The sequence below is a fragment of the Microbispora sp. H10670 genome (assembly GCF_014161385.1).
Lineage (GTDB): Bacteria > Actinomycetota > Actinomycetes > Streptosporangiales > Streptosporangiaceae > Microbispora > Microbispora triticiradicis.
In genome coordinates, this window is record NZ_JABBWW010000032.1 from 1 (window position 1) to 13,977 (window position 13,977).

Consider the following 13,977-nt stretch of genomic DNA (forward strand, 5'->3'; position numbering starts at 1 on the left):
GCGCCTCCACAGCGCCTGCAACGACCTCCCACCAGCCGAATTCGAGACCCACTACCAAACACAAACCGACCCGGCTATCCTCACCCCAGCCAGCTAACCCGGCCTCCACGAAACTCGGCGCGGTTCAGGGTCCCCGGGTTTGGAATCATTCGCCGTGGTCGGCGATGCTGGTTCCGTGCCAACTATGACTACTCCGCTCGCGGAGGTCGCCTCCTCAAATTCGACGCTGCGGGCGTTCCTGCACGGCCTTCCCGGGGTCGACCGGGTCGGCGCGGACGCCCGCGCCGCGATGCTGGGCACGCGATCCATCAAGACGACCGCCAAGAAACAGGCCGTCGACATGGCCATCGGAATGGTCGACCTGACGACCCTGGAAGGCGCCGACACCCCCGGCAAGGTCAGGGCGATGTGCGCCAAGGCCGTCCGGCCCGACCCCGCCGACGCCTCCGTGCCGCCGGTCGCCGCGGTCTGCGTCTATCCCGACCTGGTCGCGACCGCCGTGACCGCCCTCGCGGGTTCGGGGGTGAAGGTGGCGTCGGTCGCCACGTCGTTCCCCAGCGGACGGTCCTCCCTGGAGGTCAAGGTCACCGAGACCTCCCTCGCGGTGGCCGCGGGCGCGTCCGAGATCGACATGGTCATCGACCGCGGCGCGTTCCTCGCCGGCGACTACCTCAAGGTGTACGAGGAGATCGTCGCGACGAAGGAGGCATGTGCCGACAGTCATCTGAAGGTGATCCTGGAGACCGGGGAGCTCGCGACGTACGACAACGTGCGGCGGGCCTCCTGGCTGGCGATGATCGCCGGAGCGGACTTCGTCAAGACCTCGACCGGCAAGGTGTCGCCGGCCGCGACCCTCCCGGTGACGCTCGTGATGCTGGAGGCCGTGCGCGACTTCCGCGCCGCGACCGGCCGTCAGGTGGGCGTGAAGCCCGCGGGCGGCATCCGCACCACCAAGGACGCGATCAAGTATCTGGTGCTCGTGAACGAGACCGCGGGGCCCGACTGGCTGCACCCCGACTGGTTCCGCCTGGGCGCCTCCTCGCTGCTGAACGACCTGCTCATGCAGCGGCAGAAGATGGCCACCGGCCGGTACGCGGGTCCCGACTACTTCACGCTCGACTGAGGGCTGAGTCATGTTCGAATACGCACCCGCGCCCGAGTCGCGGGACATCGTCGACATCCGGCCGTCGTACGGCCTTTTCATCAACGGCGAGTGGGTCGAGCCGCAGGGCGAGGAGCGGCACAAGACCGTCAACCCGGCCACCGAGGAGGTGCTCGCGGAGGTCGCGTGGGCGGGGGAGGCCGACGTCGACCGCGCCGTGGGGGCCGCCGCCAAGGCCTTCCCCCTCTGGTCGGGCATGCCGGGCGCCGAGCGGGCCAAGTACCTGTTCCGGATCGCCCGGATCATCCAGGAGCGGTCGCGTGAGCTGGCCGTGCTGGAGACGCTCGACAACGGCAAGCCGATCCGCGAGTCGCGCGACGTGGACCTCCCGCTGGTCGCCGCCCACTTCTTCTACTACGCCGGCTGGGCCGACAAGCTGTCGTACGCCGGGTTCGGTGAGAACCCCCGGCCGCTGGGGGTGGCCGGGCAGGTCATCCCGTGGAACTTCCCGCTGCTCATGCTGGCCTGGAAGATCGCGCCCGCGCTGGCCTGCGGCAACACGGTCGTGCTCAAGCCCGCCGAGACCACGCCGCTGACCGCGCTCGCCTTCGCCGAGATCTGCCGGCAGGCCGACCTGCCGCCGGGGGTCGTCAACATCGTCACCGGCGCGGGCGAGACGGGCGCCGCGCTCGTCGCCCACCCCGGCGTGGACAAGGTCGCCTTCACCGGCTCCACCGAGGTCGGCCGCCACATCGCGAGGAGCCTCGCGGGCACCCGCAAGAAGCTCACGCTGGAACTCGGCGGCAAGGCCGCCAACATCGTGTTCGAGGACGCCCCGATCGACCAGGCCGTCGAGGGCGTCGTCAACGGCATCTTCTTCAACCAGGGCCACGTGTGCTGCGCCGGGTCGCGGCTGCTGGTGCAGGAGTCGGTCGCCGCCGACCTGCTGGAGGCGCTCAAGCGGCGTCTCGGCACGCTCAGGCTCGGCGACCCGCTGGACAAGAACACCGACATCGGCGCGATCAACTCGGCCGAGCAGCTCGCGAAGATCCGCGAGCTGTCGGAGGCCGGGGAGGCGGAGGGCGCCGAGCGCTGGTCGCCCGCCTGCCCGATCCCCGACCGCGGGTACTGGTTCCCGCCCACCCTGTTCACCGGCGTCGCCCAGTCGCACCGGATCGCCCGCGAGGAGATCTTCGGGCCGGTGCTGTCGGTGCTGACGTTCCGCACGCCCGCCGAGGCGGTGGAGAAGGCCAACAACACGCCGTACGGGCTGTCGGCGGGCGTGTGGACCGAGAAGGGCTCGCTCATGCTGTGGATGGCGTCCCGGCTGCGGGCGGGCGTCGTCTGGTCCAACACGTTCAACCGGTTCGACCCCGCCTCGCCGTTCGGCGGCTTCAAGGAGTCGGGGTACGGCCGCGAGGGCGGGCGGCACGGTCTGGAGGCCTACCTTGCGGTATGACCGATGTGACCGTCACGCGGCCCGGCCGCACGCCCGCTGCGACGACGGACGCCGCGGCCGCCTGGCCCGCCGGGCCGACGCGGGAGCCGGAGAGGGCTTCTCCCGGGCCCGCCGCTCCCGCCGCTTCGCCGTACGGCACGGGTGGTTCGCGCACCGCGGCGGCGTGTGCCGGTGCGGCCAGACCTACCAGCCCGCCCGTCCGCTCGAGATTGGAACCTTCGATGAGTGAGCAGGCCGCGCGGCTGGCCGTGCGCAAGACGTACAAGCTGTTCGTCGGCGGCGCGTTCCCGCGTTCGGAGAGCGGAAGGTCGTATGCCGTGACCTCCTCCAAGGGAGACTTCCTCGCGAACGCCGCCAGGGCCTCGCGCAAGGACGCCAGGGACGCCGTATCGGCCGCCCGGAAGGCGTTCTCCGGGTGGTCGGGCGCCACGGCGTACAACAGGGGCCAGATCCTGTACCGGATCGCCGAGATGCTGGAGGGCCGGCGCGCGCAGTTCGTCGCCGAGGTCGTCGACGCCGACGGCGTCTCCGCGAAGAAAGCCGGCGAACTGGTGGACGCGGCGGTCGACCGGCTGGTCTGGTACGCGGGCTGGTCCGACAAGATCGGGGCGGTCCTGGGGTCGGCCAACCCCGTCGCCGGGCCGTACTTCAACCTGTCGAGCCCGGAGCCGACCGGCGTGGTGGCCGTGGTCGCCCCGCCGATGGGCCCGCTGCTGGGCCTGGTCAGCGTGATCGCGCCGGTGATCGTGACCGGGAACACGTGCGTGGTCGCGGCCTCCGAGCGGGCGCCGCTCCCGGCGATCACGCTGGCCGAGGTGCTGGCGACCTCCGACCTTCCCGGCGGGGTGGTGAACATCCTCACCGGCTCGTCCGCCGAGATCGCTCCCTGGCTCGCGGGCCACATGGACGTCAACGGCATCGACCTGACGGGCGCGGACCCCGATCTGGCCGTCACCTGCGAGGAACTCGCCGCCGAGAACCTCAAGCGGGTGCTCCGGCCCCCGGCCGGCCGCGTGGACTGGCTCGCCGACCCCGGCATCGAGCGGATGACGGCGTTCCTGGAGACCAAGACCGTCTGGCACCCCATCGGGGTCTAGTTCTTCGCCAGGGCCAGGAGGAGTTCGGCGTTCGAGCCGGTGTTCTTCAGCGAGCCGAGGAAGCGCTCGAACGACTCCTGGTCCTGCAACGCCCGCCGCAGCCGCCAGATCAGCGGCAGTTCGGCGGCGTGGAGCAGCAGCTCCTCCCGGCGGGTGCCGGACGCGACGACGTCGACGGCGGGGAAGACGCGGCGGTCGGCGAGGCTCCGGCTCAGCTTGAGCTCCATGTTGCCGGTGCTCTTGAACTCCTCGAAGAGGTTGTCGTCCATCTTCGAGCCGGTCTCGACCAGCGCGGTCGCGAGGATCGTCAGCGAGCCGCCGCCGGCGATGTTGCGGGCGGCGCCGAGCACCTTCTTGGGCTGGTGCAGGGCCCGCGCGTCCATGCCGCCGGTCAGCACCCGCCCGCCGCTCGGCGCGGCCATGTTGTACGCCCGGCCGAGGCGGGTGATCGAGTCCATGAGCACGACCACGTCCCGGCCGGTCTCCACCAGCCGCTTGGCCCGCTCGACGGCCAGCTCGGCCGCCGCGATGTGGTCCTGCGGCGGGCGGTCGAAGGTCGAGGCGACCACCTCGGCCCGGACCGACTCGCGCATGTCGGTGACCTCCTCGGGCCGCTCGTCCACCAGGACGACGATGAGGTGGCACTCGGGGTGGTTTGCCGTGATCGCGTTCGCGACGGCCTTGAGGAACATCGTCTTGCCGGCCTTCGGCGGGGCGACGATCAGGCCGCGCTGCCCCTTGCCGACCGGGGCGAACAGGTCGATGACGCGGGTGGCCAGGACGTTCGGAGCCGTCTCCAGGCGCAGCCGCTCGTCGGGATGGATCGGCACGAGGTCGGCGAAGTCGGGCCTGGCCTCACCGGTGTCGACGGGGGCGCCGTTCAGCGAGACGACGGAGGCGAGTCGGCCGTTCTCCCCGGCGCCCCTGACCAGGTCGCCGCGGCGCAGGCCGTACCGCGCCACGAGCGCGGCGGGGACGGCCACGTCCTTCGGCCCGGGCAGGTAGCCGCGGGAGCGGATCACCGCGTTCCGGCCGGCGAAGTCGAGAAGACCGCCGACCTCGGTGGCCACGGTCGCGGAGGCGGCGGCCGGGGCCCGCCGCGGGCGGGAGGAGCGCGGCTTGGGAACGGTGAGAGTGGTGGTGGTCATAGGACTCCTCGGTCCGGGAATGTGCGGGGTCCCCCTTGGGACTCACACGCACGCAATGGGGTTCTCCGCTGGAAGCGGATCGTGGGACGCCGCGCTCCGAAGAACGGACAGGATCGCACCCGTCAGATCACGGATCGCAAGATCACGGATCGCGCGGGAGGTCTCGTGTCGGCTGGTCGCCGACGGAAGATATGCGGTGCGCGTATGGGCTCGAACGGAGCCAGAACCATACGGCTACCGCCGACTATAACAGTCGCGGCCGTTCCGGTGATTCCCTCACCTTGCCTGGAGCGCGTCGAGGGCCACGGCCATGGCGATGACCAGGCGGCGGTCGAGGCGCGGGTCGTGGATCTCGATGGCATACCGGTCGCGCAGGCCCCAGCGGCGGTCGACCGAGAACGCGATCGAGGCGCCGATGCTGAAGTCGAAGTGGTACGGCAGCCACTCCAGTGAGTCGGCGAACCGGCGCAGCAGCGCGACCACGAGGTTCCGCTCGTGGCCGGTCAGCGTCGGCAGACCCGGCTGCTGGAGATGCCAGGTCGAGCGGAGCAGCGACTGGCCGAAGTTCTTGCGGAAGGTGCCGATAGACGTTCCGGCGTGGTCCACGACGTCGTACTCCCCGGCGATGTCGAGCACCTTGCGCGCCTTGAAACCGGCGAGGACCGTCTCCCGCGACTCGTCGGTGTAGAGCGTCACCTGCTCCTTGAGCGCCATCCGCTTCTGCTCGGCGAAGCCCACCAGCTCGCCCTCGGAACCGCCGGGACCGGCCACATGGACGACGTACCTGTTCACCATCATGGTGATCTTCTGCCGCAGGTACAGCCGGGTCTGCCCCTGCAGAGTCGCTATATCCATGTGTAACTCCCACGACGGTCTTTTGGCTCCGTATATGCCCCCTTCCACGAGAAGATCACCGGCCCGGAGCCCTGAATCGCCGAATCAGGGAGGGTCAGGGTTTTATCAGGGTTCCTCGCGGAACGTGACGTGTCGAACGGTCCGTTGTATCGGATGACGAAAGGAACCGACGATGTACCGATCGAGACAGCACAAGATGATCGCCGGCGTCTGCGGCGGGCTCGCGGAGCGGTGGGGCACCTCGCCGACCGTCATCCGCGTGTTGTTCCTGTTGTCCTGCCTCCTGCCCGGCCCCCAGTTCGTGGCCTACATCATCATGTGGGTGATCTTCCCCAAGGCCCCGGCCGCGTCCACAGCGGCCTACGACTACTCGTACGACCGCAGGTAGGCGGCGCGGGGCCGCTCTGGCGCGTCTATGGTCCACATCGGAATATGCTCACATCGGGAGAGGTGAGCGATGATGCGGCGACGGCCCCTGACGCTGATCCAGGACGACCTGGTCGACTACGAGAAGGCCATGGAACGCATGGCCGCCCTGGTCGAGGAACGGCAGGACGACGCGCGGCCCGACACACTGTGGCTGCTGAGTCATCCGCCGGTCTTCACCATCGGGAAGCGCACCCTGGAGTCCCATCTGCCCGACCCGGCCGCCGGCATCCCCGTGGTGCCGACCGGCCGCGGCGGTCAGCTCACCTACCACGGCCCCGGACAGCTCGTGGGCTACCTCGTCGTGAAGCTGGGCACCGGCGAGGGCGTGGTCGACTACATCCGCGAGGTCGAGCTGCGCCTGGTGGAGGCGCTGGCCGCGCTCGGCGTCCCCGCCGAGCGGCGCGACACCCCGCCGGGGTCGGAGCTGCTGACCGGCGTGTGGACCAGGGACACCGGCCGCAAGATCGTGTCCATCGGCATGCGGGCGAGCCGGTCGGTCACGAGCCACGGCTTCGCCCTCAATGTGGAGGGCGACCTCACGCCGTGGAACCTCGCGATTCCCTGCGGGATGCCGGACGTGGAGATGACGTCGATCGCCCATGAGCTCGGCCGGGCCTCCATGGAGGAGACCCGCCGAGCCGTCGCCACCGCCTTCGAGTCCTCCTGAGCTCCGAGTCCGGATTGGGTGTGAAGGAGTGGCTCATGGCCGCCGACCCGACGATGGCCCGCATCGGCCAGGCGGTGGAGTTGCATCACGGTCAGGGTCAGCGTGAAGCCGCTCGCGACCTGTTCGCGCGGATCTGGGATGACATCGGCGGTGAGCAGGGCGACCCGCTGCATGTCTGCGTCCTCGCCCACTCGATGGCCGACGTGCAGGACGACGTCCATCAGGAGCTGATGTGGGATCTGCGGGCGCTCGCCGCCGCCGATCTCGTCACCGACGAGCGGGTGGCCGAGGCCGGGGTGCCGCTTTCGGTGGCGGGCCTGTATCCGTCGCTGCACCTGAACCTGGCCGATTGTTACCGCAAGCTGGGCGATCTCGATCGCGCTCGTGAGCACCTCCGGCAGGCGCGGGCGGAGATCGGCGCGCTTGGCGACGACGGGTATGGGCGGCTCATCAGGGGCGGTCTGGAGCGACTGGCCGAACAGCTGGGTGAGGCCACCTGACCACGTCCCGTACGGCCCGCCCCGGGGCGGGCCGCACGGAGGGTTCGCCGGGTTACGCGACGGGCTCGGGTTCGTCCACGCCGCCGACACCGTCCATGCCGTCCACGCCGTCCACGGTGTCGACGGTGCGGCGGGGGCCGGTGAACCAGTGCCTGGCCGACAGGCGCCACCACAGGGCGATGCCGATGAGCACGGCGCCCACGGCGATGGGGGCGTAGTTGACCGACGTCCAGGTGAAGCCGGGGTCGCCGGGCACGCCCGCGGGTGAGATGGGCAGGACGAAGTAGACCGAGATGATCGCGATCTCGATGACGGCGATCCAGCAGAGTGCCCGGTACTTGCGGCCCAGCGTCCACGGGCCGGTCTGGAAGGAGTCGCCGGCGCGCAGCCGCAGCCAGATCGGGATGAGGAACGCGAGGTAGAGCCCGATGACCGCGATGGACACCACCGCCAGGAACGCCACCGGCGTCGCGGAGCCCTCGGGGGCGTACAACGCGGGCAGCGTGATCAGCAGCGCGACGGCGCAGCCGCCGACGATCGCGTTCACCGGCGTGCGGTTGCGGTCCACCTTCGACCACAGCCGCCAGCCCGGCACCGCGCCGTCCCGGGAGAAGGCGTACGTCATCCGGGACATCGACGTCACGCAGCTCATCCCGCAGAAGAACTGCCCGATCGTGGAGATGCCGAAGACGACGGTGGCGAGGGTGGACGACAGCGACGAGGTGAAGATCGCCCCGACGAAGCCGCCCTCGGCGTTGACGGCGTCCACGTTCGTGGCGGCGAACAGGAACGCCAGCAGCAGGATCCAGCCGCCGATCGCCGAGTAGAAGATCGACTGCCAGAGACCCTTGGCCGCGGCGCGGGCCGCGCCGTGCGTCTCCTCCGACACGTGCGCGCAGGCGTCGAAGCCGGTGATCGTGTACTGCGTGAGCAGGAAGCCCAGCGGCAGCACGTACAGCCAGAAGGCGGGCCCGGAGTCGCCGCCGCCGAAGCCGGAGTGGTTGAACGTCTCGAACAGGAAGCCCACGCTCTGGTGCTTCGACGGGCCGAAGACCAGGATCAGCACGACGGCCGCCGCGCCGAACACGTGCCACCACACCGAGATGTTCTGCAGCAGCGAGATCAGGCGGTGGCTGAAGATGTTGATCAGCGCGTGCAGCACCAGGACGATCGCGAACAGCAGGAAGGTCTGGTGCAGCGCGTTGCCGTTCGCCCAGGAGTCGCTGAACCGGCCGACCACGATGTTGAGGAACGTCGCGCAGCCGTAGTCGACCGACGCCGTGACCGCGATCAGCCCGATCAGGTTCAGCCAGCCGGTGAACCAGCCGTGGACCGGCCTGCCCAGCTTGGCGGCCCACCAGTAGATGCCGCCCGCCGTGGGGTAGGCGGAGACCAGCTCCGCCATGCAGAACCCGATGATCAGGATGAACGCCGAGATCAGCGGCCAGCCGACGGAGATCGCCAGGGGCCCGCCGTTGTTCCAGGCCTGGCTGAAGGTGGTGAAACAGCCGGCCAGGATCGAGATGATGGAGAAGGAGATCGCGAAGTTGGAGAACCCGCTCCACGTGCGGGCCAGTTCCTGCTTGTAGCCGAGTTCCGCCAGTCGTTTGGCGTCGTCGTCGAGGGCTTGCGCCACTGAGGCCTCCTCTAACCGGTGCGGGGTTTCCGGACGCCGTCGAGCAGGCGTCCGAAGCTGGGATCCCCGAGGTCGCGTACGGCTTGGGTGAACTTGCCGGCGGCCTCGGCGGAGTAGTCGAATCCGGGCATGGCCCCGGAGCGGACCAGCCCCTGGTGGACGACGAACCAGAGGGTCCAGGTGAGGTTGGCCATGATCAGGTTCAGCCGCACGCGGGGGACGTGCTCGTCGTCGCCGAAGTAGGCCCGCGTCAGCCGTACGACCTGGCCGGGGTCGAAACCGGCCTCGGCGGCGATGTCGCCCAGCTCGAAGCAGGGGTCGTTGTTGCCGGACAGCTGGTAGTCCACGATGCGGACGCCGTCACCGGTGGCGATGAGGTTGCCGCAGATCAGGTCGTTGTGGCAGGGGACGGACGGCAGCGGGCGGCGGGCCAGCGCCGCCTCGACCTCGTACGCCAGAGGCAGCACGTCCTCGAACCCGGCGGGCAGGGCCAGGTCGTGGGCCCGGCACCGGGCCAGGTAGTCCCGGAGCGTGCGGAAGATGGAGAAGTCGTTGCCGAACCGGGGCCCGGCGTGCAGGCGGCGGCAGGCGGCCGCCACCTCCTCGATCCGCGCCGCCACGGCCGGGACGTCGAGCGTGACGCCCTCGACGTACTCCAGCACGAGGGCCCCCGGCAGCACGTGCACGACCCGGGGGCCGACTCCGGCCGCCGCCGCGGCGACCGTGTTGGCGATCTCCTGGTCCAGCGGGATGCCGAGACCGGCCTCGGTGATGCGCGGGTCGAGCACCCGCAGGATCCAGCGCTCGCCGTCCGCGCTGTCGATCCTGGCGACGTGGTGGCTGAGCCCGCCCGTGATCCTGGTGAACGTCAGCGGCCGTCCGGCCCAGCCCGCGACGACATCCCGCACGTCACCGACGGGATCTGGCATGCCCGGCTCCTTTGGTCTGCCTTCAGACCATTGCTTCGATTCTCCGGGCGGGGTGTTACGGGACGGTACCAATGTCGCAACGTCCCGCGTCCCTGACGAGGGTCAGCGCACGCGGCCCACGCCGCCGAGCGCGCCGGCCTTGCCCTCCCGTACGGAGACGTAGTCGGCGTCGGGCCGCCACTCCTGCAGCGGCACCACTCCCGGCTCGACCAGGTCGAGTCCGTCGAAGAAGGCGAGGATCTGCTCCCGCGACCGGGAGGTGGTGCCGGGGACCGAGGTGCGGCTGAAGACCTTGCGGCCCTCCTCCTCCTGGTCCTCGCTCAGTTCGCCGAGCGAGCCGTGCGAGACCACCAGGTAGCCGCCCGGCGCCAGCGGGGCCCGGAGCGCTGTGACGATCTTCAGGGCCTCCTCGTCGTCGGGGACGAAGTGCAGCACCCCGAGCAGGAGGACGGCGACCGGCTGGGAGAAGTCGAGGTGCGCGCGGACCTCCGGACGGTCCACGAGCGCCTCGGCGTCGCGCATGTCCGCGCCGACCGCGATCACCCGCTCGTTCTCGGCGAGGAGCGCCCGGGCGTGGACCAGGACGATGGGGTCGTTGTCCACGTAGACGACGCGCGACTCCGGGGCCAGCTCCTGGGCGACCTGGTGGACGTTGCGCTGCGTGGGAAGCCCGGCGCCGATGTCGAGGAACTGCCGGATGCCCTGCCGCGCGAGGTGGGTGACGGTCCGGATCAGGAACTGCCGGTTCTCCCGGGCGATGTCCGGAAGGTTGGGCAGGATCTCGATGATCTTCTGGGCGGCCTCGCGGTCCACCGCGAAGTTGTCCTTGCCGCCCAGGTAGTAGTCGTACATCCGGGCGACGCTGGGTGCGAACGGATCAACGCCCGCCGGTGCCCTCTGCTCGTCCACGGCACCCCTCCTCGTCGTACAGCAAGGATGGTACCGGTCTTGATCGGGATATCGCGGACACTTACGGCGGAAGCTCGCCGCGGGTCGGGAGGCCCTGCCACGAGCTCGGGCTGGCCACGGAGAAGGCGGCCACGGAGATGCCGCGTTTGAGCCGGTCCGAGGGGTGGAGCCCGTCGAGGATCGCGCTGAGATAGCCCGCCACGAACGCGCCGCCGACCTCGGAGGGGTCGACGGACGTCACGGGGGCGGCCTGGGTGTCGTAACGCAGGCCCTCCACGGTGGCGCTGGCGCCCTTGGCGCCCCGGGTCACGACCAGCTCGGGGATCGACGCGAGCACCGGTTCCACGAGCCCGAGCTCGTCCTGGGTCGCGAAGAGCACGTCGGCGCAGGCGGCCAGCTCGGTCAGGCCCTGCCGTGCCTCCTCCACGCTGTCCCACAGGTGCGGGCGGTGGTTGACGTCGACGGAGACGAGCACGCCGGCGTCCTTGGCGAGCTTCGCCGCGTGGTGGACGGCGCTGTAGGCGTAGCCGCTCAGCCCGACGGTGACGCCGGTGACATGGAGGATCCGGGCGGACTGGACGGCCTCGCCGGGCACGTCCCCGGTCGTCAGGCGGGATCCCGCCGAGCCGCCGCGGTAGTACGCCGCGTGCGACGACCGGCCGATGCGCCGCTGGCGGACGACGAGACCGGTGGACGCCGTCGGATCGACCCGTACGGACGAGACGTCCACGCCCTCGCCGCGCAGGACGGTCATCGTGCGGACGCCCAGTTCGTCGGCGCTGACCCGGCCCAGCCAGCTCACCGAGTGGTCGAGCCGGGCCAGGCCGACCGCCGTCGTCAGCTCGGGTCCCTCCACGTCGAGGCGGGTGCTCGCGTCATGCCGGAGCCGGTCGGCCGAGACGACGGCCAACGCCTCTCCGAGCGTGAATACCTCGGTCATGCACTGCGTCCAGGGGGTAGCACCGGAAAAGCATGGCAGACCGTGATCCGCTCGGAAAGGGCTCTGGAACGATCCCGCGCCGCGCGGGGGCTCAGCCGCCGAACGCGTCCACGGCGGCCTGGCAGAACGCCTTGAGGTCGTCCGGCTTGCGGCTGGTCACCAGCGTGTTCGGGCCTCCGGTGCAGACCACGACCTCCTTGTCCACCCAGGTCGCCCCGGCGTTGCGCAGGTCGGTCCGCAGGCTCGGCCACGAGGTGAGCGTGCGCTCGCGCACCACGTCGGCCTCCACCAGCGCCCACGGCGCGTGGCAGATGGCCGCGACCGGCTTGCCCGCGTCGAAGAACTCCTTGACGAACCGTACGGCCTCCGGCTTCGTCCGCAGGAAGTCGGGGTTGGCCACTCCGCCGGGGAGGACCAGCCCGTCGAAGTCCGACGCGGCGACGTCTCCCGCCACGGCGTCCACGGGGAACGTGTCGGCCTTGTCGAGGTGGTTGAAGGCCTGCACCCGGCCCTGCTGGGTGGAGATCAGTTTCGGCGTGCCGCCCGCCTGCTCGACGGCCTTCCACGGCTCGGTGAGCTCGACCTGCTCGATCCCCTCGGGGGCGACGAGGAATGCGATCGTCTTGCCCTGAATCATCGTGCTTCCTCTCTGTGTTTCCGCTTCGCTCGGCGGGGCGCTCACATCCGCCGTCTTCCCTCGTCGCTCGTCCCTCGCTCCTCGGTCCAGATCGGCGGCGCGCCCCTCCGGCTCGCTCGGTGTTTCCCGCTTCGCTCGCGTTTTGCTTGTTTTTGGCTACGCGTGCCCGGCGATCCGCGATCTATGCCGTTCGCGGGGTAGGAAGCGGACATGCCCGTGCTGGTGGGGACATCGGGATGGCAGTACGCCGACTGGCGCGATCTCGTCTACCGGGGAGTGCCGCAGCGGCTGTGGCTGGAAAGGTACGGCGCGATCTTCGCCACGGTCGAGAACAACAACGCCTTCTACCGGCTGCCGAAGCGGGAGACGTTCGAGTCGTGGCGGGAGCGCACCCCGCCGGACTTCGTCATGGCGGTCAAGGCCAGCCGCTTCCTCACCCACATCAAGCGGCTGAAGGACCCGGAGGAGCCGGTGGACCGGCTGATGGGCGTGGCCGAGGGCCTCGGCCCCAAGCTGGGGCCCATCCTGCTCCAGTTGCCGCCGACCCTGCAGGCCGACGCCGTACGGCTGCGGGCCTGCCTGGCCCGGTTCCCGTCCTCGGTGCGGGTCGCGGTCGAGCCGCGGCACGCCTCGTGGTGGACGGCCGAGATCCGCGATCTGCTGACGGAGTTCGGGGCCGCCCTGTGCTGGGCCGACCGGCTCGGACGGCCTGCGGGGCCCCTGTGGCGCACCACGAGCTGGGTCTACCTGCGCTTCCACGAGGGCCGGGCCGACCCCTGGCCGGCGTACGGGCGGCGCGCGCTGCGCAGCTGGGCCGACCGGCTGGGCGATGTGCCGGACGCCTACGTCTACTTCAACAACGACCCGGGCGGAGCCGCCGTACGCAACGCCGTCACCTTCGCGGAGATCGTGTGCGCGCGGGGGCGGGAGGTGACCAGGGTGCGGCCTCCCGCGGGTCTGGGCGGCGAGGCCCACCGGCTGCAGCCCGCCCCCTCATAGGTGTGTCGCCCGCTGAGGGGGCGGGCCGCCGCCGCCCGGACACGCCGGTCAGGCGTGCCGGTCGTCGGCCGCGTGCCTGCCACCCGCGACCAGCTGGTCCGGCGACGACTGCCGGGGCACGGAGAGGCGGTGCGGTGCGGTGTCCCGCTCGGCCCGCTCGGCGGCCCGGTTCTCGGCCCTGTCGTCGACGCCGTCCCGGTCCCGGTCGACCTTGGGGTAGGCCGCGGTCACCGGAGCCACGCCGTCCCGCTCGGCCTCGGCCTCGGTCTCGGTGGCGGGGGTGGTCGCCGGAGACGACTGGAGACGGCGCTCCAGCTCGCGCTTCTCGGCCTCCAGACGGGAGACGCGGTCCCGCTCGGCGAGGCGCGCCTCGCGCGCCTTGCGACGCCTGACGGCCCCGCGGCGCAGGCCGCCGGTGATGAGCATCAGGCCGACGACGAACACGGCGGCGGTCACCACGCCGGCGATGAAGAACTCGAACGGGCTGAGGTTGAAGGTGCGGTCAAGGATCGTGACCGGCAGGGTGTTCGCGGTGTCGTTGACCGACACCTCGATCACCGCAGCCGCCGCGATCAGGACCAGAAGCAGGCCCAGTAAGACCATCTGCCGTCACTCCCTGGTGCGGTGTGCGATTCGTGGACGCACTCCGTCTGCCCCCAAAGGCGCGGAT

General features: G+C 70.7%; 15 protein-coding genes and 1 pseudogene. 8 read left to right on the forward strand and 8 right to left on the reverse strand.

The genetic code is table 11. From position 1 onward, the window contains the following. Nucleotides 1-184: 184 nt before the first annotated feature. From deoC to HHX33_RS30295, 4 genes are read left to right on the forward strand one after another with little or no spacing between them, the layout of a single operon-like run. A complete protein-coding gene (gene deoC / locus HHX33_RS30280; protein ID WP_182877576.1) occupies nt 185-1,123 on the forward strand; it encodes a deoxyribose-phosphate aldolase in 939 nt (312 codons plus the stop codon). 10 nt (nt 1,124-1,133) lie between these two features. After that, on the forward strand, nt 1,134-2,561 hold the full coding sequence (locus tag HHX33_RS30285; protein WP_182877577.1) for an aldehyde dehydrogenase family protein: 1,428 nt from the start codon (nt 1,134-1,136) through the stop codon (nt 2,559-2,561). Then, nucleotides 2,551-2,790: a hypothetical protein gene (locus tag HHX33_RS30290; RefSeq protein WP_138459369.1), complete on the forward strand. Its 240-nt coding sequence runs from the start codon at nt 2,551-2,553 to the stop codon at nt 2,788-2,790. The genes HHX33_RS30285 and HHX33_RS30290 overlap by 11 nt, the downstream gene beginning before the upstream one ends. Next, nucleotides 2,783-3,658, forward strand: coding sequence for an aldehyde dehydrogenase family protein (locus HHX33_RS30295; RefSeq protein WP_111697361.1), 876 nt, complete (start codon nt 2,783-2,785; stop codon nt 3,656-3,658). Before HHX33_RS30290 ends, HHX33_RS30295 begins: the two co-directional genes overlap by 8 nt. Here the strand turns inward: HHX33_RS30295 and rho are convergent. Then, nucleotides 3,655-4,764: pseudogene (gene rho, locus HHX33_RS30300) on the reverse strand (transcription termination factor Rho); the annotation flags it as partial. The gene HHX33_RS30295 and the pseudogene rho sit on opposite strands and share 4 nt — an antisense overlap. A gap of 318 nt (nt 4,765-5,082) precedes the next feature. Then, nucleotides 5,083-5,661: a hypothetical protein gene (locus tag HHX33_RS30305; RefSeq protein WP_111697359.1), complete on the reverse strand. Its 579-nt coding sequence runs from the start codon at nt 5,659-5,661 to the stop codon at nt 5,083-5,085. Between the two features lie 172 nt (nt 5,662-5,833). Between HHX33_RS30305 and HHX33_RS30310 the strand changes: the two genes are divergently transcribed. The 3 genes from HHX33_RS30310 (at nt 5,834) to HHX33_RS30320 (ending at nt 7,257) form a co-directional block, all read left to right on the forward strand. Then, entirely contained in the window at nt 5,834-6,049 is a 216-nt protein-coding gene (locus HHX33_RS30310; RefSeq protein ID WP_111697358.1) for a PspC domain-containing protein, read from the forward strand. A gap of 69 nt (nt 6,050-6,118) precedes the next feature. After that, nucleotides 6,119-6,757 (forward strand): lipoyl(octanoyl) transferase LipB, encoded by a 639-nt coding sequence (gene lipB / locus HHX33_RS30315; protein WP_182877579.1) that lies wholly within the window; start codon nt 6,119-6,121, stop codon nt 6,755-6,757. A gap of 35 nt (nt 6,758-6,792) precedes the next feature. Further along, nucleotides 6,793-7,257, forward strand: a complete 465-nt coding sequence (locus HHX33_RS30320) for a tetratricopeptide repeat protein (RefSeq protein WP_182877580.1) — start codon at nt 6,793-6,795, stop codon at nt 7,255-7,257. 52 nt (nt 7,258-7,309) lie between these two features. Here the strand turns inward: HHX33_RS30320 and HHX33_RS30325 are convergent, their stop codons facing one another. The 5 genes from HHX33_RS30325 to HHX33_RS30345 all read right to left on the reverse strand — a co-directional run bounded on the left by HHX33_RS30325 (nt 7,310) and on the right by HHX33_RS30345 (nt 12,308). Beyond that, complete coding sequence (locus HHX33_RS30325) at nt 7,310-8,893, reverse strand: amino acid permease (protein WP_182877581.1); 1,584 nt, start codon at nt 8,891-8,893, stop codon at nt 7,310-7,312. Nucleotides 8,894-8,904: 11 nt separating this feature from the next. Then, nucleotides 8,905-9,822: a phosphotransferase gene (locus HHX33_RS30330; RefSeq protein WP_182877582.1), complete on the reverse strand. Its 918-nt coding sequence runs from the start codon at nt 9,820-9,822 to the stop codon at nt 8,905-8,907. Nucleotides 9,823-9,924: 102 nt separating this feature from the next. Continuing rightward, complete coding sequence (locus tag HHX33_RS30335) at nt 9,925-10,731, reverse strand: SAM-dependent methyltransferase (protein WP_182877583.1); 807 nt, start codon at nt 10,729-10,731, stop codon at nt 9,925-9,927. 61 nt (nt 10,732-10,792) lie between these two features. Next, nucleotides 10,793-11,671 (reverse strand): sugar kinase, encoded by an 879-nt coding sequence (locus HHX33_RS30340; RefSeq protein ID WP_182877584.1) that lies wholly within the window; start codon nt 11,669-11,671, stop codon nt 10,793-10,795. Nucleotides 11,672-11,762: 91 nt separating this feature from the next. Further along, entirely contained in the window at nt 11,763-12,308 is a 546-nt protein-coding gene (locus HHX33_RS30345; RefSeq protein ID WP_182877585.1) for a type 1 glutamine amidotransferase domain-containing protein, read from the reverse strand. A gap of 210 nt (nt 12,309-12,518) precedes the next feature. Between HHX33_RS30345 and HHX33_RS30350 the strand changes: the two genes are divergently transcribed. After that, nucleotides 12,519-13,307 carry a DUF72 domain-containing protein gene (locus HHX33_RS30350; RefSeq protein ID WP_182877586.1) on the forward strand — a complete coding sequence of 263 codons (789 nt, stop codon included), beginning with the start codon at nt 12,519-12,521 and terminating at the stop codon, nt 13,305-13,307. A 48-nt stretch (nt 13,308-13,355) separates the two neighbouring features. Here the strand turns inward: HHX33_RS30350 and HHX33_RS30355 are convergent, their stop codons facing one another. Continuing rightward, nucleotides 13,356-13,910, reverse strand: coding sequence for a hypothetical protein (locus tag HHX33_RS30355; RefSeq protein WP_182877587.1), 555 nt, complete (start codon nt 13,908-13,910; stop codon nt 13,356-13,358). Nucleotides 13,911-13,977: the final 67 nt, after the last annotated feature.

Coding starts and splice junctions, on each gene's coding strand:
- HHX33_RS30340 (WP_182877584.1), bottom strand. CDS start 11,671: ATGACCGAGGTATTCACGCTCGGAGAGGCGTTGGCCGTCGTCTCGGCC.
- HHX33_RS30310 (WP_111697358.1), top strand. CDS start 5,834: ATGTACCGATCGAGACAGCACAAGATGATCGCCGGCGTCTGCGGCGGG.
- HHX33_RS30330 (WP_182877582.1), bottom strand. CDS start 9,822: ATGCCAGATCCCGTCGGTGACGTGCGGGATGTCGTCGCGGGCTGGGCC.
- HHX33_RS30345 (WP_182877585.1), bottom strand. CDS start 12,308: ATGATTCAGGGCAAGACGATCGCATTCCTCGTCGCCCCCGAGGGGATC.
- lipB (WP_182877579.1), top strand. CDS start 6,119: ATGATGCGGCGACGGCCCCTGACGCTGATCCAGGACGACCTGGTCGAC.
- HHX33_RS30350 (WP_182877586.1), top strand. CDS start 12,519: ATGCCCGTGCTGGTGGGGACATCGGGATGGCAGTACGCCGACTGGCGC.
- HHX33_RS30285 (WP_182877577.1), top strand. CDS start 1,134: ATGTTCGAATACGCACCCGCGCCCGAGTCGCGGGACATCGTCGACATC.
- HHX33_RS30355 (WP_182877587.1), bottom strand. CDS start 13,910: ATGGTCTTACTGGGCCTGCTTCTGGTCCTGATCGCGGCGGCTGCGGTG.
- deoC (WP_182877576.1), top strand. CDS start 185: ATGACTACTCCGCTCGCGGAGGTCGCCTCCTCAAATTCGACGCTGCGG.
- HHX33_RS30305 (WP_111697359.1), bottom strand. CDS start 5,661: ATGGATATAGCGACTCTGCAGGGGCAGACCCGGCTGTACCTGCGGCAG.
- HHX33_RS30295 (WP_111697361.1), top strand. CDS start 2,783: ATGAGTGAGCAGGCCGCGCGGCTGGCCGTGCGCAAGACGTACAAGCTG.
- HHX33_RS30320 (WP_182877580.1), top strand. CDS start 6,793: ATGGCCGCCGACCCGACGATGGCCCGCATCGGCCAGGCGGTGGAGTTG.